Annotated in this window: 11 protein-coding genes; all 11 read right to left on the reverse strand. The window is 48.2% G+C overall.

The window, feature by feature from the left end; translation table 11 throughout:
• Positions 1-27: 27 nt before the first annotated feature.
• Complete coding sequence (locus AC59JT_RS15030; protein ID WP_497400352.1) at positions 28-1,410, reverse strand: glycoside hydrolase family 30 protein; 1,383 nt, start codon at positions 1,408-1,410, stop codon at positions 28-30.
• Between the two features lie 108 nt (positions 1,411-1,518).
• A complete protein-coding gene (locus AC59JT_RS15035) occupies positions 1,519-4,920 on the reverse strand; it encodes a ThuA domain-containing protein (RefSeq protein WP_497400354.1) in 3,402 nt (1,133 codons plus the stop codon).
• 54 nt (positions 4,921-4,974) lie between these two features.
• Positions 4,975-5,724: a ThuA domain-containing protein gene (locus AC59JT_RS15040; RefSeq protein WP_497400356.1), complete on the reverse strand. Its 750-nt coding sequence runs from the start codon at positions 5,722-5,724 to the stop codon at positions 4,975-4,977.
• A 1-nt stretch (position 5,725) separates the two neighbouring features.
• On the reverse strand, positions 5,726-7,399 hold the full coding sequence (locus AC59JT_RS15045; protein ID WP_497400358.1) for a carboxylesterase/lipase family protein: 1,674 nt from the start codon (positions 7,397-7,399) through the stop codon (positions 5,726-5,728).
• Positions 7,400-7,408: 9 nt separating this feature from the next.
• On the reverse strand, positions 7,409-8,950 hold the full coding sequence (locus AC59JT_RS15050; RefSeq protein ID WP_497400360.1) for an FG-GAP-like repeat-containing protein: 1,542 nt from the start codon (positions 8,948-8,950) through the stop codon (positions 7,409-7,411).
• Positions 8,951-9,070: 120 nt separating this feature from the next.
• Positions 9,071-9,673, reverse strand: coding sequence for a BT_3987 domain-containing protein (locus AC59JT_RS15055; protein ID WP_497400362.1), 603 nt, complete (start codon positions 9,671-9,673; stop codon positions 9,071-9,073).
• Positions 9,674-9,693: 20 nt separating this feature from the next.
• Entirely contained in the window at positions 9,694-11,370 is a 1,677-nt protein-coding gene (locus AC59JT_RS15060) for a RagB/SusD family nutrient uptake outer membrane protein (RefSeq protein ID WP_497400364.1), read from the reverse strand.
• A gap of 14 nt (positions 11,371-11,384) precedes the next feature.
• Positions 11,385-14,294 carry a SusC/RagA family TonB-linked outer membrane protein gene (locus AC59JT_RS15065; protein WP_497400367.1) on the reverse strand — a complete coding sequence of 970 codons (2,910 nt, stop codon included), beginning with the start codon at positions 14,292-14,294 and terminating at the stop codon, positions 11,385-11,387.
• Positions 14,295-14,331: 37 nt separating this feature from the next.
• Positions 14,332-16,164 (reverse strand): RagB/SusD family nutrient uptake outer membrane protein, encoded by a 1,833-nt coding sequence (locus AC59JT_RS15070; RefSeq protein ID WP_497400369.1) that lies wholly within the window; start codon positions 16,162-16,164, stop codon positions 14,332-14,334.
• 11 nt (positions 16,165-16,175) lie between these two features.
• On the reverse strand, positions 16,176-19,478 hold the full coding sequence (locus AC59JT_RS15075; protein ID WP_497400371.1) for a SusC/RagA family TonB-linked outer membrane protein: 3,303 nt from the start codon (positions 19,476-19,478) through the stop codon (positions 16,176-16,178).
• A 580-nt stretch (positions 19,479-20,058) separates the two neighbouring features.
• Positions 20,059-21,261, reverse strand: coding sequence for a glycoside hydrolase family 130 protein (locus AC59JT_RS15080; RefSeq protein ID WP_497400373.1), 1,203 nt, complete (start codon positions 21,259-21,261; stop codon positions 20,059-20,061).
• Positions 21,262-21,265: the final 4 nt, after the last annotated feature.

Genomic DNA, 21,265 nt, shown 5'->3' on the forward strand with positions numbered 1-21,265 from the left:
TATTATCTTTTTACTAAGCTAAAAAAATTACCATACATAAGTCGCTACAGACCTGTTAGGTAGCGTAGCGCTAAACGTTTTGCCGCCGCTGCTCACGTTAAAAGCTTGGTCGGCAGTGCCTTTGTTGGTTACTACCAGTACCGTTTTACCTTGCGGCGTTATAAAGGCCACATTGGCCAGGCCATCGGGCATATTACTTTCTATACGGGTTGAGCCATCGGGCACAAATTTAGAGAAGTGGCCAATGGTATAATAAGCCAGGTTGCGGCTTACATTATTGCCATCAATAGTAATAGCGCCCTGGCACGATCCGCAACCGCCGTTATCAGTATGTGGTTTGTTAAACTGGTCGGCAGCCAGGTTCCATAAAATTACATTGCGGCTCCAGTTGCGGGTGGCGCCTATGGCAATGCGCTCCACCGGGTTGGCAGTGTTAAAATCGTTGCGGCTAACGGCCATCATTTCGGTAAAATATAAACCTTTATCGGGGAAAGCCTCATGCACCTTGCTCAAAGCCGTAATTGGCCCGGCATACAGGTGAAAGCCCGAACCATCAATATATTTACGAGCTTCCGGATCAGTCAAAATAGAGATAGGATACTCAGGTGCGTCGCAGTTATGATCATACAAAATAATTTTGGTTTTGATGCCCGCCGCTTTAAACGCCGGACCTAAATTATCCCTGATAAAACGCATTTCTTCTTTCGCCAAAAATTGCATGCTCGGCGTGTTGCCGTCGTTAAAAGGTTCGTTCTGCACGGTAATGGCATCAATGTTAATGCCGTGCTTTTTCATGCCCTCCACGTACTTTACAAAGTATTTGGCATAGGCCGGATAGTATTCATCCTTTAGCCTGCCACCCTGGATGTTGTTGTTTGATTTCATCCACAAAGGCCCCGACCATGGCGAACCCAATATCTTGATCTTCGGGTTTACGGCCAGTATTTCCTTCATCACCGGTATCACATCCTTCTCATCTTCCGCCAGGCTAAACTTATCCATGTTCACATCGGTTTGCCCTGCGGGGATATCATCGTAAGAGAAAGTATGGTCGTTCAGATCTGACGAACCTATGCTTACCCGCAGGTAATTAATACCAACGCCATTGCCTTCGGTACTAAACAGTTCCTGTATCAATTGCTTGCGTTCGGCCGCGCCCATGCGTATCATATGCTGTGCGCTGCCGCCAGTTAGCGCAAAGCCAAAGCCATCCATGGTTTGGTAGCGTTGTGCCGGGTTTACAGTAATGGTTGCCTTTCCTTCTGCGGTTTTGCCGGTGGCGATGGCGCTTTGCTGTGTTAGCAGGCCCGTTTTATCATTGGTGGTGAGCCACCAGTTTACGGTGCCCTGCGCAAAGCTGCAATAGCCCGGCAACAGGCAAGCCAGGGCCAGTAATGTTTTTAATTTCATGTTGTTTTCGGGTTGATAATTGTATTTACAAATAAAGCCCGGACAAGGCCCGAGCTTTAATGTTTTATTTACATAATATGATGTTTTATTGCTGTAATGTCATTGTTACTATTCAAAACCCAGCCATTTAAATTTAATGAGGCCATCGTTAGGTTTGGTGCGTTTCATGGCATAAAAATATACATCGTGCCTACCGGTGATAAACTGGTTAAGTCTACCTTTAATTTCGGCAACCTTATCAAACGACCCGGTTTTGGCAAAGGCCACCGTGCTGATAACCGGCCCCGCGCGCGAATCCAGTCGCACTTCTATCTCCCCATCATACCTTGCGCCGTATTTATATACAAACTGACTGATACCTGTCAGGTCAATATTCTTCATCAACAAATAAGCTTTATTACTGCCATCAGAAAGCTCATCCCTGAATCGTGAAAAGCCAACATGCGCATCAACAAAAGCAGGGTTCAAACCCGCCTTACGCAAGCTAATAATGCTCGTACTTTTCAGCGGACCAACAACTTTTCCTCCCTTATCGGTATAAGCGGCAATAAAGGTGTATTCGCCCTGCGGCTCGGCCTCGTTATAGCTTAGGTTGATGCTGCCCTTTGCGGGGATATTAACAATGCTACTGGTCTTTTTATCCGTTAACGAAAAGATGTATCGCACGATCTCTTTCGCGTCGCTTACGCTGATCTGCGGGTGCGCGCTCATCACATGATCTTTGCTCCAGTTACCACCGCCGCCGGCGATAATTTTGGCCGCCAGTTTATCAGGCGAAGCCGGATCGGCTTTGTAGCGTGACGCTACCGCCATAAAACTCGGTCCAACAGCCGTAGCATTGAGTTGGTGGCAAGCCTTACAATCGCTGGCTGCCATCAAAGCCTTACCGGGGTAGTTCAATTCCCCAAAACCTGGTTTAACAATATCCTCAGCCGTAATATTTGCCGGGGTAGCGTTGTAAACATAAAAAGCTTTTACCCTGGCGGGATCTATCCGCCTATCTTCCTTATCGCTCACGTTTACCGCGTACTGAAAGGGTTTATCTTTCCAGTAAAACGATTGATTGCCCGGGCTGGTAAACTTGACCACCGGCGCGGTATTACCTACTTTGATGATCAACGTATCGCGACCAGCTAAACCTGCTTTGTCGGTCACTTTTAAAATAGCTTTGTAGATGCCCGGCGTGCGGTAAGTATAGTCGGCAGCCTGTGTTTTGGCGCCCGGTGTTTTACCATCAAAAAACCACTGGTATTTAACATCGTCGTTATCATCCAAATCGGCACTGCCACGGCCCGAAACACTTATTTTTAGAGGTGCCTGTCCGCTGATAGTTTTAAGTTGCGGTACGCCGAAATCGCTGGTTAAATGCGCACGGCGGTTCACCTCGGCTTCCACAGCGGTATCAATTATTGTGGCTTTGGCGATAGGCGCGCGGTTGCCACGATTGTAGGTGATCTTTACCAGCCGCGCATCCTTATTGGCCACACCATAAACCGAGCCATACTCCAACACATACAGAATACCGTCATTACTAAAAGCCATATCTATCGGCCTGCGGAAATCGCCGTTGGCAGCCATGAAAGGTTCGGTGCGGGTATAGTTTTCGTTGGCATCAAAACGCATGGCCATAACCCAATTGCGCATCCAGTCGGCCACAAACAAAGCGCCGTCGTAATAATCGGGGAAACGGCCCGGGTTGGTGCTGTTTTTATTGTAGCTATACACATCGCCACCAATGGCACAACGGCCACCCAAACCCAGCTCAGGGAATTGCGTAGATGCCGCGTAAGGATACCAAACCATAGGCGCTTGTGCCGGCGGCAGCTCATTTAAACCGGTGTTGTTGGGCGAATTATTTACCGGTGCTTTCGGGTCGAAATTAGGACCAGCTTTGCCGGTGGCGAAATCCCATCTCGCATAGGCAAAATTGTTGCCTACAAAATAGGGCCAGCCGTAATTGCCCGGTTTTTTGGCCTGGTTAAACTCATCATAACCACGCGGACCGCGAGGCGAATCATTACCGGCATCCGGACCAACCTCGCCCCAGTAAAGGGTATTGGTACGTTTATTTATGGCGATGCGATACGGGTTACGCGCGCCCATTACATAAATTTCGGGCAGGGTTTTGGCCATGCCTTTGGGGAACAGGTTCCCGTCGGGGATGGTGTAAGATCCATCGGCTTCAGGGTGGATGCGTAAAATCTTTCCTTTCAGATCGTTGGTGTTAGCCGCGCTGCGCTGCGAGTCTTCGCTATAGTATTTGGGGTCGGGGCGCTCATCCATTGGGGAATAACCGTTGGATGGAAATGGTGTTGAACTATCTCCTGTAGACAGGAACAAATTGCCCTTACCATCCCAGGCTAGTGAGCCGCCATGATGCGAACCGCTGTTTTTTTGCACAGGCACTTTTAATAACACTTTTTCGGATGCCAGGTCAAGCACATTGGCCGTGCTCAATTTAAATCGCGACAGCTGAAAATACAGAGGATCTTCGGTTTGGCCTGCCGGCGCATAGTATAAATACACAAAGCCGTTAGTGCTGAAATTAGGATCGAGCGTAAGGCCGATCAAACCGGTACCGCCAATGTTAGTTATCGGGAATTTATGGATCAACTTGCGCTGATTGGTTTTGGTATTGAACACCGAAAATTCGCCAAACAACTGTGTGTAAAATACCCGGCCATCATTTGCAACCGCCAGTTCCATCGGCGAATTGATATCACTGGTGAGTACCGTTTTTACAAAGCGGTTTTGTTCGGGCGTAACTTTCGAATAGGATTTGGAATAGTCTAGCGGTTTACCATCGCCCATGGCGTATTGGATACCGCCTTGCAGATGCTTTAAAAACATGGCTTCGCTATAGCTTTCGTCTGTATGCCCGCAGCCCGTGTAGAATGCCCTGCCGCCGTCATAATCATGATACCAGCTAATAGGGTGGTTGCTGCCATTGGTGCCGCCCTCGTAACTGTTCTCATCCAGATTGGCCAGCACTTTAATGCCTGAGTATAGTGAGCGATAGCTATACCATTCGTCGGTACGTTTCCAATGTTGGGGCAGGCCCGCGGTGGCGGGGTGCTTGTCGTCCACAATATCAACAACCGCTTCACGGATATTGGATGCATGCGGATGGCTTTCAAAATAGCCGCCAACCAGTTTGTTGTACCATGGCCAATCGTACTCGGTATCAGCAGCCGCGTGCACACCCGCATAGCCGCCGCCGGCCTGGATGTAACGCTCGAAAGCGGCCTGTTGCTCGCCGTTAAGTACGTTGCCGGTGGTGCTTAAAAATATCACCGCGCGGTATTGTTTCAGGTTGCTTTCGGTGAAGAGAGCAGCATTGGTTGTGGTATCAACCTTATATCCATTTTCGGCACCTAGTTTTTGGATGGCCGGGATACCCAAAGCGATGGAGTTATGATGATAACCCCTTGTTTTTGAGAACACTAAAATACGCGGGTTATCCACCGTTTTAGGATTACTCACAAACGAACTAAGCAATAAAATTGCCATGGCGGTTAAAAAACCGGCCCTATGATTTTTGAATAACATAAAGGATATATTAGGTTATTTAGTTTTCGCTTTGCTGTAATTTAGTTTGACGTTATTGCCGATGGCGTACAGTATACCCGCCCTTAAATGCTCCACAAAAAGCGGATCGACATAGGCCGCGTAAAAATGGCCAAGCCCGGTGTAAAACGAGCGACCGCCATCATAATCATGCCACCAGGCCAGCGGGTGGTTAGGGCCGTTGTTTCCGCCTTTGTAAGTGCTTTCGTCTGCCTTAAACAACACATGCAGATCGGGCTGGATCTCTTTAAAATTATACCATTCATCGCGCCAGGCCCAGCGGGCCGGGAGGTGTTTAGTAGATGCATGGGTGCGGTCGGTTACGTCAATAGTGCCCGCCTGCGGCTCGGGGTGACCGGTAAAAATAGCGCCCACTAGCTTGGTATACCAAAGCCATTCTTTTTCGGTTGATGAGGCGCAATGAATGCCCACAAAACCACCACCCGCTTCTACAAAGCGTTGCATGGCCAGCTTTTGATCAGGACTAAGCACATTGCCCGAGGTATTGCAGAAGATGATAGCCGCGTACTTTTTCAGGTTATCATCGGTAAAATAAGTGCTATCCGCGGTAGCGTAAATTTTAAAATTGTTCTCGCTGCCTATCTTTTCTACGGCCTTTACAGCCGCGGGTATCGACTCGTGATGATACCTTGCCGTTTTGGTAAATACCAGCACCTGTTTTACCGCCTGCGCGTTGGCACAAACAGCGGCCAGCAGGCAGCATAGCGTAATTAAATATCTTTTCATTTTAGGTTTCCTTGTTATAAAAAATTCGTTGTAAAAGTTTACGCGACTCGCCATCGGGGTCGTTCATCACTTCGCATTTATTGTTGAACACCATCATGGCGCCATTGACATCGCTAAAGGCCGGCCACTTGGGCAGGCCAGAGTGGTTAGGGTTGCCGTTACGCGCAAAGTTGATCCAGGCCTTGGCCACCTTGTCGCCCAGTTTGCGTGCCTCGGCGCTGCCGCCGGTGTAGTTGGCCGTTTTATCCGTATTGGCAAACGCGAACGGGATCTCGCTGCAATGAAACGAACGCGGCCGCCCATCCAACTGCGGCGTATGCCAGCTGAACATATACAGAAACACCGGCGCGGCATTTTGCGCTGCTTTTCTGCTCGCTTTTAAAAACGCCATCGGGTTTTGCGCGCCGATGAAGGATAATATCTCTACCGGTTTCACATCCGTGTGCGACTGACGCAGCACCCGGTAAACTTCCTCCCCTTTTTTGCCGAAGCGCTGGTTTATGCGCTCCTTCAGCATGTCCTCGGTCATATCTTCCGCGGCAGCATTATTGATACTTGCCGAACCTTCGTTACGTGTAGTGCCCACCATAAACGGCACATTAGCCGATTGCCCCGGCGCACCTGGGTCAAACGGATGCGTAGGCAAAACCTTACCATCTACAACAGGCTGCAAGCCCGCGCGACCAACATCCGCAGGTACTTTGCTACCCATCTTGCGTTCGGCGGCGAGGATGGCTTCTACCAGGCGTGCGGGGGTAACCTTACGCAAATCTTCTATTTTTTTAGGTTTTATTTTTAGGTCGTCCAATACCAGTTTGGTGATCTGCCTCGCATAGGCCGGAGTGGATACCTGCACTATGGAATTGCTTTGCGCGATAGCTTTATGAAACAAACCATTCGCCGAAGGCATAGCCATTAAAGTAATAACTTTAGTACCACCACCCGATTGCCCGAAGATGGTCACATTGTTTTTATCGCCGCCGAAGTTTTCGATGTTATCACGCACCCATTCTAATGCGGCAACGATATCCAGCATGCCTACGTTGGCTGATGAAGCATATTTATCCCCGTATTCCGAAAGATCCAAGTGTCCAAAAATATTTAAACGGTGATTGATGGAAACCACCACCACATCACCCAGTGTGGCCAGGTTCTCGCCGTCGTACGACGGATGCTCCTGGCTGGAACCTGTAGTGAAACCGCCGCCATGCATCCAGAACATTACCGGGCGTTTTTTACTATCAAGGGCCGGTGTCCAAACATTCAGGCGTAGGCAGTCTTCATCCTGAAAGCCGTCTATCCATTCGTACAAAAAGCCGTACTCTGCCTGCAGCCAGCCGGTGTTGGTGCGCTGCGGACAAATGGGGCCATAAACCAAACAATCCTTCACATCATTCCAGGCTTTGGGTTTTTGCGGTGGCATAAAACGGCTGTCGCCGCCGGTTGGTGCGCCGTAGGGTATGCCCTTGAAAGTGAATATATCATTGCGGGTATACCCGCGCACCGTGCCCGAGGTGGTTGCCGCAACGGCGGTTTTGGCCGAGGCTTTTACAGTATCTTTTTCGTCGGCATTTGGGGTGGCTGCATTGGCGGTGGCGGGCGCTATGTAAGCCAAACCGGTTGCCGATGCCAGCAAACCTGCCTTCTGTAAAAACCCTCTGCGATCGTTCTTCATGTGGTATTATTATTTAATTGGTTTATTCCGGAGGATTAAAAATAGTGGTTCTTTATGATTTGTGGTGCTATCGCTTGTATAATATCCGTTACCCAACGCCAGGTCGGGGCGACCGTCGCCGTCCAGATCGCCGGCATCTATGGTTATACCCTTTTGAAAAGGCGTACCCGGGGGCAGCGAATATGGCTCAAACTTCATCCCGCCTCGGTTATGCAAAAACACAAAAGCCTCCTCGGGCTGCGCCGATGAAGGATAAAAACTAATAGCCGCTATATCGGGCAAGCCGTCTCCGTCAAAATCGCGGATAATGGCTTTGTTACAGCCGTTGATGGGGTAAAAATATTTCCGCGCGAAATGGTTTTTGTCGTCGTTGATATAGATGTAAACACCGTGATAGGGTTTCAGCACCTGGGTAAAATCGCCGTTATCGCCGCAGGTGTAAATTATGTCGGGGTGGCCGTCGCCGTTCATATCCATCAGCTCAAACCCGGTAGAGCCGTAGGTTGGCGGGAAGCTTAGTAAACGCTGTTCTTCAAACCGCCCTTTACCTGTGTTGGTGTACAAAAATATGGCTTCATCGCCTTGTGCAAACTGAGCGTAAATATCGGGCAGGCCATCGTGATTATAGTCGTAAACTATGGCACCTAAAGCCCCCGGGGCTTTGCGTAATAGATGCTTTTGGTAATTGCCGTCGCCGAGGTTTTCCATCCATGACAGGTCGCCTACCAGGTTGCCAAATTGGGGAATGATGTAGTCGGTTTTGCCATCGTTATTTAAATCCGCAGGGATAGTTTTTACCGGTCGTGCCAGCTTATTGAACAGGGGTTTGCCTGGTAAAACCTCGTTGTTTTTGTTGATGCTGATAGGGATCACCTCGCCATCCATCCTGTTATTAGCTTCAAGATTTTTGCCAATGCTGGTAGCCAGCAAGCCGTCTTTACCGAAGCTTACATCAACAACAGGTCCATTGGTGGCAAAGCCGTTCAGGAAGTTGAGTTGGGTGTCCAGCAAAATAAAACGCTTGTTAATGCCGTCGTTCACCATTATGCGGTGCGGGATAACCGTGGTATCAATTTTTATGTACGAGGTCATGGAGGTAGTGCCATAAAAAAACTTCGACCTCGGCAGTTCTACTGTAAAAAAAAGCAGTTCTTTTTTGATCGCCGCGGGTTTGGTTTGCTCGGGTAATACATCGGGCGCGGCGGTCATAAAGTATTTTACGATATCGCTCCACTCCTGTTCGGTCACTATCGGCTGCGCCGGAAAGTAAGATGTTGATACATCATTAGCCCGGTAATAGGGTTTGCCGTCGTGAGTAACAATCCCCAAAAAAGGCCCCATATGTGGCAGCACGCCTTCGTCCCACATGGCTTTGGGTAAGAGCGCCGGGTCGGGCAGTTGATGGCAGCCGGTGCAATACCGCGCGGCCAGTTGCTTGCCGCGCTGCACGCTTTCTGTTTCCGCTTTGCGGGATGTTACATCAACCAAAATATAGGTACCAATTGCCAGCACTACAGCAGTTACGATTAAGCTTTTTTTGTGTTTTATCAATTGGTTAAACATTGGTTTCGCGTGGCGATATTTTAACAAGATAGGTATTAAAAAATATTGCCGCCGTATTTACACGGCAGCAATACATTCATTATTTACCAAATTTAACCAAACATGATGTTAGGGTAGTTTTAACGCGTCAACATCAATAATGATGATGATCCTGGCGTTGGTGGCGCTCAGCGTATATTTTGTTGGGGCGGCCAGCGCAAAACTCAGGGCTACTTTTTTGCCCGCGTAAGTTTTTAGCGTAGGCATATCAATAACCAGGTTAAAGTTTTGCTGATAACTGCCCTCGGCCACCGAAACCGCGGATGGAATAGTATAAGCCGATGCCGGCAACAACTCCACCGTTTTGGTTGGGTTGGGGTTAACCTTGATCGTCCCGGCGGTTATCATTTTACCAATGGTATCCGGCTTGGCTACTACGTTTACGGTATAACCTTCGGCTTTGGCTTTGCCTGATCGGGCTACGCCTAAAAATACGTTCACCTTGCCGGCGGCTTTATCAATTTTAAAGTTATAAGTGGTCGAGTCCATGCCCGATGGCACCAGGTAATTCTGGTTTACGTTGCCCGATTGGGTAGACTGCGGGATAAATATGGCAGTGTTGCCAAAAGCCTCGTCGCTATCTACCTTGGCGCAGCCAGCTAAAAAGCTGCCCAGGGTAAGCGTTAGCGCTACCGCGCCCGCAAGCTGTTTTATATGTTGTTTAAATTTCATTGTCTATCAGTTTAAATAAATTAATAGCCCGGGTTTTGTACCAGCGTACCGTTTGAGTTGGCAATTTCTGACTGCGCGAACGGATAATAATAGTTAGCCGAAGCTTTGAATACCCGTTGTGCAACCGTTATTGGCGTGTACACATAGTTAGCGCCCGGTTTGGTTACCTGCACACCACGGATAGGTTGGTTTAATACCGTTTCGGCATCTTTCCAGCGTAGCAGATCCCAGTAACGGTGATCCTCAAAGGCCAACTCAATGCGGCGCTCGTGCTTCAGAGCGTTCCTGAAATCGGTAACCGAGGTAGCGGTAACCACAGGCAATAAATTGCTGGCGCGATTACGTACCATGGCCAAGGCCTGGCGGGCCGACATTGGGAAACCTGCCGGCGTTGCATCTGCACCATAGGCTTCATTCATGGCTTCGGCATAGTTTAATAAAATTTCCGCGTAGCGATAAACCACCCATTGGTTTTGCGCCGTACCGCCTTGTACCAGGTTCAGGTTATCGGTCAAAAATTTCTTTAAATAATAACCGGTTTTGCTGGTGTTGGCTTTGGTCATATCATCAACCCCACCTGGTGACATTACAATGGTACGGTTGTTCCAGGTGCTGCCGTTGGTTACTATACTGGCCGCCAAACGAGGGTCGCGGTTTGCATACGGGTTTAATGGGTCGGCTGCGCCGATGTATTCATAGTCTGATACCAGGTTCTCCGACGGAGCTACACCGCTATTACCACCCGGCGTACCGATAGGATAGTTAGCCGTTTCGGGCGTATTATTAGCCGGACGACGAACAACAAATATCGACTCGTTACTAGTGAGCGGATTGGCGCCCTGGAAGTACGCCTGGTACCCCCCTGTTGACAGGGCCAGGTTTAAGCCGGCCTGCGTGATCACATCGCGCGAAGCTGCCGCGGCGGCCTGCCATTTGGCAATATCATTGGTTGGGTTGTTAAGCGGACTAGCGGCATACAACAACACCCTGGCCTTAATAGCCAATGCCGAACCTAACGAAAAACGACCGTCATTACCCGAAAAGCTACTGGTTTTCCAGTTTACCTGCAGGGCGGCTTTGTTGTTATCAATTTCTGATACGATGAAGTTAACCACATCGGCATAACTTGATTTAGGTATGTACAGCGAAGTCGCGTTCTGCATAGTGCTGTTAATTATCGGCACACCACCATAACGTTTGATCAACTCGGCATAGTAGTAGGCCTTAGCCACATGGGCCTCGGCACGTAACCAGCCAAAGTTTTGCAGGTCGTTTTTATAGTTAACCGCGTCAAACAAAGTATCGCGGTTAAGCGATAAAAGGGCGCGGGCGTTTTTAGAATAATCTAAAAAGAAATTCGCGGCGCGGATACCATCGTAGTAGTTTTTATACCAACCGCCATCGGGGTTAATGTTTGGGTTTATACCGCCCTGGTTAAATATCTGCGCGTTTGATACGGGCGCGGTTTGCTGCGCTTCGTCGCTCACGGTAGCAAAAAGGTTATTATCTATAGCGGTAAAACCATATTGCAGCGAGGTGTAAAACGCGTTACCAAACTGGAACAGCGTAGCACGGTCTGTAGCCGCCGCTTCGGGCGTCCGGAAGGTATCTATCTTGGTTTCCAGGAAATCCTTTTTACAGCCGGCAAGGACAATAAAGGCACCAGCCGCAAGCGTAAGTATATATCTGTATTTCATATTCATCAGGTTAATTATTTGAAAGTAGCGGTTATACCAATGTTCACCGATTTAAGCGCCGGGTAACCGTTATACACGCCGTTGTTGGTAGCGCTGTAGCTTTCCGGGTCGATGTTATTATCGGTCATCAGCTTGCTCCAGGTTATAGGGTTAACCGCGTTTGCATAAATGCGCAGTTTTGACAGCATTAGCTTATCGGCCACCGCCGTACCAAAGGTGTAACCCAGTTCGGCATTACGCACACGCAGGAAATCGGCATTCTTGATCCAGAATGAGCTTGGGCGATAGTTATTATTATTGCCTTGGGTAGTCAATCGTGGATAGGTTGCCGTAGCACGGGTATCAATACCCTGGGCCGGGTAATAGGCCCAGGCACCCTGCGCATTGGCATACGCGTTACCGTTATTTACAAAAGCTACTGTTTGCGGGTTAAGCGTGGTGTTTACCGGGCTGCTGTAAAGCGTATTTACCGTAGCGCCGCCGGTACCTTGCAGAAAAACCGACAGGTCAAAACCTTTGTAATTGATGCTACCACCAAATGAATACGTTAGCGTTGGATAAACAGAGTTACCGATCTGGGTAACGTCGGTTTGGTCTATTTTACCGTCGTTGTTCAGGTCCTGGTATTTCAGATCCCCGGGTTGTACTTTGCCAAAGGCGGGTACCGGGTTGCCTGCTTTTAAGCTACCATCCGGATTAAAATCGCCGAGTTGATAAAAACCGTTTGACTGTAAACCTATCTGTGTGCCGTAAGGGCGACCTGTTTGCGCATTGTAAGCATAAGCCGGTGTTACCTCGGCCTGGTAATCAATAGTGTTTTTGTTGTATGATGCCATGCCGGTTAAGTTGTAACCTAAAGCGCCGCTGTTATTGCTGTAGCTGGCGGTTACTTCAAAACCTTTGTTGGTCATTTTACCTACGTTGTTAAAGTAAATGTTGTTACCAAATGATGCAGGGATAGAATTATCCAGCGTGATTATGTTGCTGCGTTTATCCATAAAGGCATCCACTGTAACGTTTAGGGCTTTAAACCAAACCATATCTAAACCCACATTGTATTTAAGGCTTTGTTCGGCAAAAATGTTAGGGTTAGCTATGAACAGTGGTGCCAGAGTACCAGCCTGCGTTGGCGTACCATTACCCTGGTAAAACACACCCGTTGAACCGGTGTAATACTGCTGGTAAAGGAAACGACCGTTTGAACCAAACGTTGACAAGGCATTACCCGACGAGTTTGAATCGGAATTACCGGTTTTACCTGCCGATACACGCAGCTTAAAGTAGTTAAGCGTAGTGTTGTTTTTCAGGAAATCTTCGTTTGATATTACCCACGCGGCAGACAAGGCCGGGTAAAATCCCCAGCGATTACCAGGTGCGTAGGAATCGGTACCGAAGTACGAGAAACCAAACTCGGCAATGTATTTGTTTTTAACGTTGTAGTTGGCTCTACCGGCAATGTTTTGGTAGTGGTAGATGTAACCAAACAGGCCATCGCCCCTAAAATCACTTTGATGATAGTTTACGGCGGCGGTCAGGTGGTTTTCACCTAGTTGCCTGTCGTAGCCCAAAGTCAGGGTCATCTGTTTCCAGTCTTCCTGCGATACCGGGTTCAAGGCGCTGGCCACAATTGGTGTAGTGGTAGCCGTGGTAGTGGTAGTACCGCCAAAGTAACGCGCGTAGTTTGAAGTTTTGTTGTATGAGCTTAACGAGTAGCTGTTGAATGACACCGCTTCGTCTAAATACAAGCCCGGGGTGATAAAATCTAACCTTTCTTTCAGCCCAAAATTACCTTGCAAAATTTTGGTATGGGTTGATTGCCAGCCCAAGGCACGCGTTGATGCATAAGGGTTGTTTGGATACAATGACGTACCCGAATACTGGGTAGCGTTTTGCATAACCGGGTAAATGTTTGACGGGTAGCTGGCCAGATCTGTAAATAACTGCGCCGATGAATAGTTTGGCGATTTACGATCCTCTAAACGGCCACCCAAATCAACCCTTGCTTCAAACATCCTGAACAGGTTAAAGTTTAAATTGGTGCGCAGGTTATACTTTACAAAGGTTTGGTTTTTGGTGATATCATTAGATGCCACATTGTACAAACCTTTTTGATTGGCGTAGTTAAACACCACGTTGTAACGTGCGGTAGTATCGCCGCCGTTGAAGATCAGGTCTCCATCAGTATAGGGCGTGTTATTGCGCAATACCTCTTTGTAAAAATCAACATTAGTGCCGGTGCCATTTTGGTAAGCGGCCAGCTGCGCATCAGTATAACGTGGCGCCCAGGTCATGTTGTTATCATTGCTGATGGCCTGGTTGTACAGGTTGGCGTAATTATAAGCATCAAAAGGCTTATTCAACCTGGTAGGGCTTTGAAAACCGGTACGGGTTTGAAAGCTGATGGTAGCCTTACCCACTTTACCGCGTTTGGTAGTAACCCAGATCACGCCGTTGGAGCCGCGCATGCCGAAGGTTGCCAATGATGCCGCGTCTTTCAACACGCTTACGCTTTCAATTTCGGCAGGCGACAGGTAGTTAAAGTAGTTGGCATTGGTTTCAAAACCATCAACAAAATACTTAAACGTGTTGTAGCCGCTGGTGCTGCCGCCCACGCCGTAGGTGCCCACGCCGCGTATGCCCAGCAGGGCCGCGTCGTTACCCGGTTCGCCGGACCCTTGCCCTACGCTAAGGCCGGCTAAACGACCATAAAGCGTGTTGGTTAAGTTAGGGGTAGGAGTTTTGTACAGATCGTCTCCGCTAACGGTTGATACCGCCCCGGTATTACTGTTTTTGCCCGGGTTAAAGAACCTGCCCGGCACGGCGCTGCTATCAGCCTTACCGCCCGTTTGAGCCATTAATGGCCCCGCGGTTGCGGTAAGCATGGTGCCCAGGAGCAAGCTTTTTATGATATATCTTTTATTCATTTTTCTCTTCTATAATTAGTGATAAAATCGGGTGGCTTTAGTAGCCCGGGTTTTGTATTACAGCCAGCTTGTTCACCTCGCTTTGCGGAAACGGCTCCAGGTACATTTTATCTGCCCAGTATGCTGTGTAAGCAACCGCGTCATAATATTGCGTGGTTAGTATAGAGCTACGCAGGTTAATGTTTTGAGGCTTGCTGGTATTGTTGTTCGGGAACATGAACACAAACTCGCGCATCTGGCCGCCAATAATGTTGTTTCCTGCCGGAAGTTTCCAGTGTTTCACATCGTAGTAGCGGTGGCTCTCGTTGTAATACTCAACCGCCCACTCGCGTTGTATGATGGTGCGCAGTTTATCTTTATCGGTTTCGGTAATGGTTGGTAAGCCCGCACGGTTGTGCACCTTGTTCAAATTCTCCAATGCTTTGGTCGAATTGCCTACCTCATTATAAGCCTCGGCCAGGTTCAAATAGGTTTCCGCTACGCGGAACAAAGGGAACTCAAACCATAAGCGCGAACCTGCTTTGTAATAATACTTGGTAGTTTGCGCGTCGCCAATATCGCCGGCAGGGTTAGGGTAAACGTTGGTGTTTGCCATACCGCGGCCCCAACCATTGGTGCTCCAGTTGTTATCGCCGGGGTTGTTGGCTGCATCAAAACCGGGACCTAAGTGGTCGGCCAGGAAGCGTGGTTCCATCTCTGCAATCCTGTTCAGGTAGTCAGATCCGGGGCGCAGTGGCTCACCCGGCAATGGCCAGTTTTGGTCGCCGCCATTGGCTTTGTAATAGTTAGGCAAAAAGTTGCTTAACACACCGCTGTTATCCGTATCGTATCGGTTTGAAGTAAAGTATGGCGAAAAGTTGAACCATTTTGAAGCGGTACCACCGTCGCTGTTGTTATTGTTATCGTTTTTGTAAGCTAAAATAACCTCTTTATTGCCAGGGGTTGATGTTGCCGTAGCGTAATCGTCAAAGGCATTAGGGTTAGGGCCGTTAGTTACGCCACCGGTATTAATTAAACCGTAACCATTGGCGGTGGCCCAGGTTAACACGGCTTCGTTAGCGGTAATGGCTGCGGTCCAGCGGGTCTGGTCGGCGCTGCCAAAGCAAATCAAATTCGCGTTAGCAAAAGGCAAATATGGCGTAGCCGAATTGAACAGCGGCCTTGCAGCATACATTAAAGCCTTAGCTTTTACGGCCATGATGGCGCCTTTGGTTAAACGCCCGGTTTGATCGCCACCGGTTGAGTTTGGCGCCCATTTATCCGGTAGACCGGCAATAGCGGCATCGCATAGGCCTAAAGTGAAATCTAAAGTCTGTTGCAAAGTAGCGCGCGGGGCGGCCAGGTCATCCGTAGGCAAATATGCTTTCTTGATCAGTGGCACACCACCATAACGGATAAACATACCCATATAGCGGTAAGCTAACAGGCCCTGCACTTCGGCCTTAACCCAGGCTTTGTTGGTGGCGTCCATATCAGGCACCTTGTCAATATTCTCGCTTACCAAATAGGCCGCGCGGATATTGGTAAAGTTGGCTGCAAAGTTATCCGCACCGGCATCAGACCCGCCTGCGCCGTTAGGTGTTAAGCCGGTGGCCGCAATGGCATAGCTACCGTGCCAGGTATATCCACGGGCATGCTCGCCTGATATACTGGCCAGCGCGCCATGTGCATAACCTATACCACCCGGCCATCCCTGTATCAGCGAACCGCGATAGCATTGCAGCAAAGCTGATACGGCGTTAACTGATGATGAATAAACGGTTTCCAAAGATGCGGTACCGGATGTATCAGGTTTTTGAAGGAAAACTTTCTGACAGGAGTATAATGCTACCAGCAGTATGCCTGTTATTAATGTCAATATCTTTTTCATATCTGTACTATTTAAAATCTGATGTTTGCACCAAAGCTGAATACTCGTGTAAGCGGGTAGATGTATGATGATCCGTCGGCGCTTTCAGGGTCAATACCGTATTTTTCAAGGGCATTATCCCAGGTCATTAAGTTGTTGCCGTTGGCGTATATTCTTATCGAACTGATCTTAGCGCGTTTCAGGAAATTATTGTTGCTGAAAGTGTAACCGATCTCGGCATTCTTAAGGCGCTTAAAGTTGTTTGATACCAGCCAGAAATCGCTCGTCAGGAAATCATTTGCACTGCTTGAACCATTGATGGTTGGCGCAGGGTAAGTGATCTTTTCGCCCGATGCTGCTTTTGATGGCGTCCACCTTCCGTCGTATTGCCATTTCCAGGCGTTACCGGCATTTTTAAAGAATGGAATAGCCAAACCCGAGTTAATGTAGTACGAGCCATTAGCCGTACCGTTAAACAACAGGTTAACATCAAAGCCTTTATAGGCCATGGTAATACGCATGTTAAACGCATACTGCGCCAGGTTAGGGAAACCTATAGGGGCAACGTCTCGGTTATCAATTAAACCATCGCCGCTGATGTCTTTGTAGCGGATACTGCCCAGGTTGGCCTGGTTGCTGGTGTAGGTATTGTACGGACGGTTAGCCAGCTCCTGCGGGGTATTGTAAAAGCCATCGCTTATCAAACCATATTTTTGGTTGATAGGGAAGCCGGTAGCATACATCCAGTAGTAAGGTTTTGGCGCTTCGGCGTTGTAAACAATTTTGCTTTTGGCGTAGCTGACGGCACCGGTTATGCCATAGGTGAAGTCTGATACCTTATCGGTATAGCCCAGCAATACCTCGTAGCCTTTATTGGTGGTTTTACCCACGTTAACCGGCGGAACCGAGCCTGACGACACACCGTAAGTAGCCGGGATGGTACCCAAAGCGGTAAGAATGTTATCGCGGTCCTCTTTAAACAAATCAACCGTTAAGCTCAATTTGTCTTTCAGGAAACGGGCCTCTAAGCCAATATCGGTTTTCTTGGCGCGCTCCCAGGTTACATCAGGGTTACCAATGGCGCCCTCGGTAGTACCCGGGTAATAAGCGTTTTGTGCCGAACCGTTGCTGTTACCCAAATAGTAACCTTGCGTACTGTTAGGGTTGCTCAGGTTTTGGTTGTAGGTGTTTGGCAGATACAAATACCTGCGGATAGTACCGCCAAGGTTAACCTGATCGTTACCCACAACACCGTATGATCCGCGGAACTTTACGAAAGTAACCACATCATTTTTGGGGAAAAAGCGCTCGCTGCTTGGCACCCAACCTGCCGATACTACAGGAAAGAAACCAAAGCGTTTACCCGGCGCAAATTGCTCGGTGCCGTTATAGGCACCATCAAAGGCGGCCAGGTATTTGTCTTTAAAGGCATACGTAACACGTGCCGACAAACCCTCAACACCCGATGGGGTACGGTTGGCGTCGCCCGGCATGGTATATAACAATGCCTTGCCCAATATTAAACCGGTTACAGCATGACTGCCAAAAGTGCGGTTATAATCTAAACCAGCCTCGAAATAGGTTTTGCGCCAGGTATAGTTACCACTTGGTGTAGCGTTAAATGTGTTGGTACCTACAGCTCCACCATAAAAATCAAGGTTATTGGGGTTTAACGGGCTACGGCGCACGGTATAACTTGGCAGTGCCGGGTTATAGGTAACTACTTTATTGTAGTTATCATCATAAGCTGCCGTAGCGTGTGCTGTTAAGCCTTGCGTAAGGTAATCCAACGTATGGTTTATGCGGATGTTGCTGGTTAACAGGCTGGCATAAATGGTTTGTGTACCGCTTATCAGCAAGTTGTAAACCGCGTTCTGGTTACCTATCGAGCTGCCCGATTTTATACCCAGCGGGTTATCCAACGTACCGGCAACGCCTGCAAAACCGCTTACCAGTTTACCGTCAATCAAACCCGGACTAATAAACGGGTTACCGTCATAAATATATTGCTCTATCAGTTTGTAGCGTGTGCCCAGGTTGTATGGGTCGTTACCGTTACCGCCCGGGCCCTTGCTGGTACCAAACTCGCCGGCAATATTTACCGCTATACTGATATTTTTAGTGGCCTGGATATCAAAGTTCGAACGGAAGTTATACCTGTCAAAACTTGAACCGGTACTGGCACCTTTGTAGGTGGTATTATTTAAAATACTGCCCTGGTTAAAGTTACCTAAGGATACATAGTACTTCACTTTTTCGGTACCGCCGCTTACGTTTAAATTTAACTGGCGCTGCGGGCCCGTACCACCAAACTGCTCTTTATACAGGTCATGACTGGTATAATACAATGCCGGGCTGTTGGCCAGCTGCGCTTTTTGCGCATCGGTTATGGTAAGGGCCGCAATTTGTGCGGCGGTATAATCACGGTTGTTCTGGAATTTCCACAAGTCGTCCGCGTCAAATAAATAAGCGTTGTAGGTGTTATTACCGTAAGCACCTATAGCGGTGCGGATAGCCTCGTTACGCATTAAAGCATATTCGTACGATGTTACGCCCTGCTGCAGGTTGGTAGCTTTGGTAAAACCAAAATTGCTTGAAAGGCTCAACTGCGGCTTGCCCACTTTACCACGTTTGGTGGTAATGATAACAACACCATTAGCACCACGTATACCGTATACCGCGGCCGATGCAGCATCTTTTAGTAAAGATATGCTGGCTATATCGTTTGCGTCCATCGAGTTTAGCTGATCTACCGAGTTTTCGGTAGGTTGCTCAATACCGTCAATAACAATAAGCGGGTTGGTGTTACCGTAAGTGGCCACGTTACGTATCTTAATGGTCGAGGCATTCTGACCTGGCTCACCGCTGTTTTGTATAGCGCTGATGCCTGGGGCCGCGCCCACCAAAGCGTTGGTAATGTTTGATACCGGGGTTGCCACCAGGTCTTTACCACTAATGGTAGAAATAGCGCCCGTAACGTTAATTTTCTTTTGTGTACCAAAGGCCACAACTACTACCTCGTCTAATGCCTTAGATGAAGTTTTAAGTGCTACGTTTATGGTAGCTGTTGCGGCGGCACGCTCCACATTTTCAAAGCCGATAAAGCTAAATACCAACACCGAAGCGGCCGAAGGTACATTGATGGTGTATTTACCATCCAGATCGGTCAGGGTGCCGTTGCTGCTACCCTTAACCATTACAGTTACACCGGGTACGGTTGCACCCTTGTCATCGGTAACTGTGCCTTTAATTATTCTTTGCTGTGCCAGTACCGAGCCGGTATTAAGCGCAACAAAAAATATGCACATCATAAATGCGCGTAGAAGTTTTTCCATGCTAATAATTTTATTTAAATACTGGGTTTAACCGGTTTATAATTGTATAACAATATTAGCTGATGGACACGCCTACTTATTAATGTTATTTTAACAATATGTAATATTAAAACTAAATTTTAGCCCCTTTTTGGCCATCGGTGGTGAAAAAGAGGCCAAATGTCTGCCAACGGGTAACAATTTTGATAAAAAACCGGTGGTGGTTTTGGGGTGAAAACGACATGTCTTGGCGGCACATATTGCCCCCAACCTCAACCACTTAGCCATTAAAAATTTGTGGGTTTGCTGTCGCGATTTTGGGTTGAAGAATACAGGCAATCGGCCTTCATAATCCCTTTTGATATTGTTAAAGGCACATTTTTGTTTTTTGCTGCGCGATGGTATCGATTTAGCAGAACTAATGAGATGGCGCTAAAAACAAACCGGTCGCCCTTTCAAAAAAGACGACCGGTTAATTATTTGTTGATGTTAAAATACTACACACCCCGAAAGAATGATACTATTTTAACCTATGCTGATAGCACATAGGAGTTTCACCACTTCCAGTGCAGATTGATTGATAGTATTTTACCAAAGCTTTTTAGGCCTTCGCCGCCAGCATTTCGCGCTCGCTTAAATATTGTTTGTTGCTTTTGATCAAACCAATAACCTGCTTCACCGACGAGTCTGATGTTAAACCATCTTCAGGTGTGTTTACCACATAGTCAACCAACCTGTCCAAAGTAGAAGTGGCCACATGCATGCGCGTATCTGACGATGCATAGTAAATGAAAACCGTACCATCATCATCCAATATCCATCCGTTTGAGAATACTACGTTTGATACATCGCCTACGCGCTCTTCCCCCTCCGGGGCCAGTAAATAGCCTGCCGGTTTGTGTATCACTTTGGTAATATCTTCCAGGTCGGTCATGAACATGTACAGGGTATAGCGCAGGCCCGCGGCAGTGTTACGCACGCCATGTGCCAGGTGCAGCCAACCTTTTTCTGTTTTTATAGGGGCCGGGCCTAAGCCGTTCTTCGCTTCGTAAATGGTGTGGTAAACTTTCTCGTCTATCACAATTTCCTGCGGAACAACGGGGTTCAAAATATCATCAACCAAACCAAAGCCTATACCGCCGCCGCTTCCGGCTTCAATAAAGCTATCCTGCGGACGGGTATAAAAACAGTACTTTCCATCCACAAACTCCGGGTGCAATACCACGTTGCGCTGTTGCGGCGATGGGGTTATCAAATCGGGCAGGCGATCCCATTTTTTCAGGTCCTTGCTGCGCACCAAACCACATTGTGCAATAGCGGCAGATTGGTCGCCTTTTGGCGCGCTTTCGTCACGACGCTCGGTGCAGAAAATACCGTAGATCCAGCCATCCTCATGCTGTACCAGGCGCATATCGTAAATATTGGTATCGCGGTCGGCAGTTTGGGGGATAATGATCGGCTCATCCCAAAAAGTAAAGCCAATGCCATCGGCACTTTCCGCCACGGCAAAAAACGATTTACGGTCGACCCCCTCTACCCGCGCCACCATTAAATATTTACCGTTCCATTTAATGGCGCCTGCATTAAACACGGCGTTAATACCGAAACGCTCCATCAAATACGGGTTGGTTTCGGGGTTCAGATCGTACTTCCAGTTTAGGGGCACATGGGCAGCAGTAAGTACCGGGTATTGGTATCGCTCGTAAATACCGTTGCCATCGGGCAATACGGCATTTGGCCGGGCAATAAGTTCGTTATATGCTTTACGCAGATTATTCAAGCGCTCGTTAAATGCACTACTCATGTTG

The sequence above is a fragment of the Mucilaginibacter sp. A3364 genome (genome assembly GCF_059690715.1).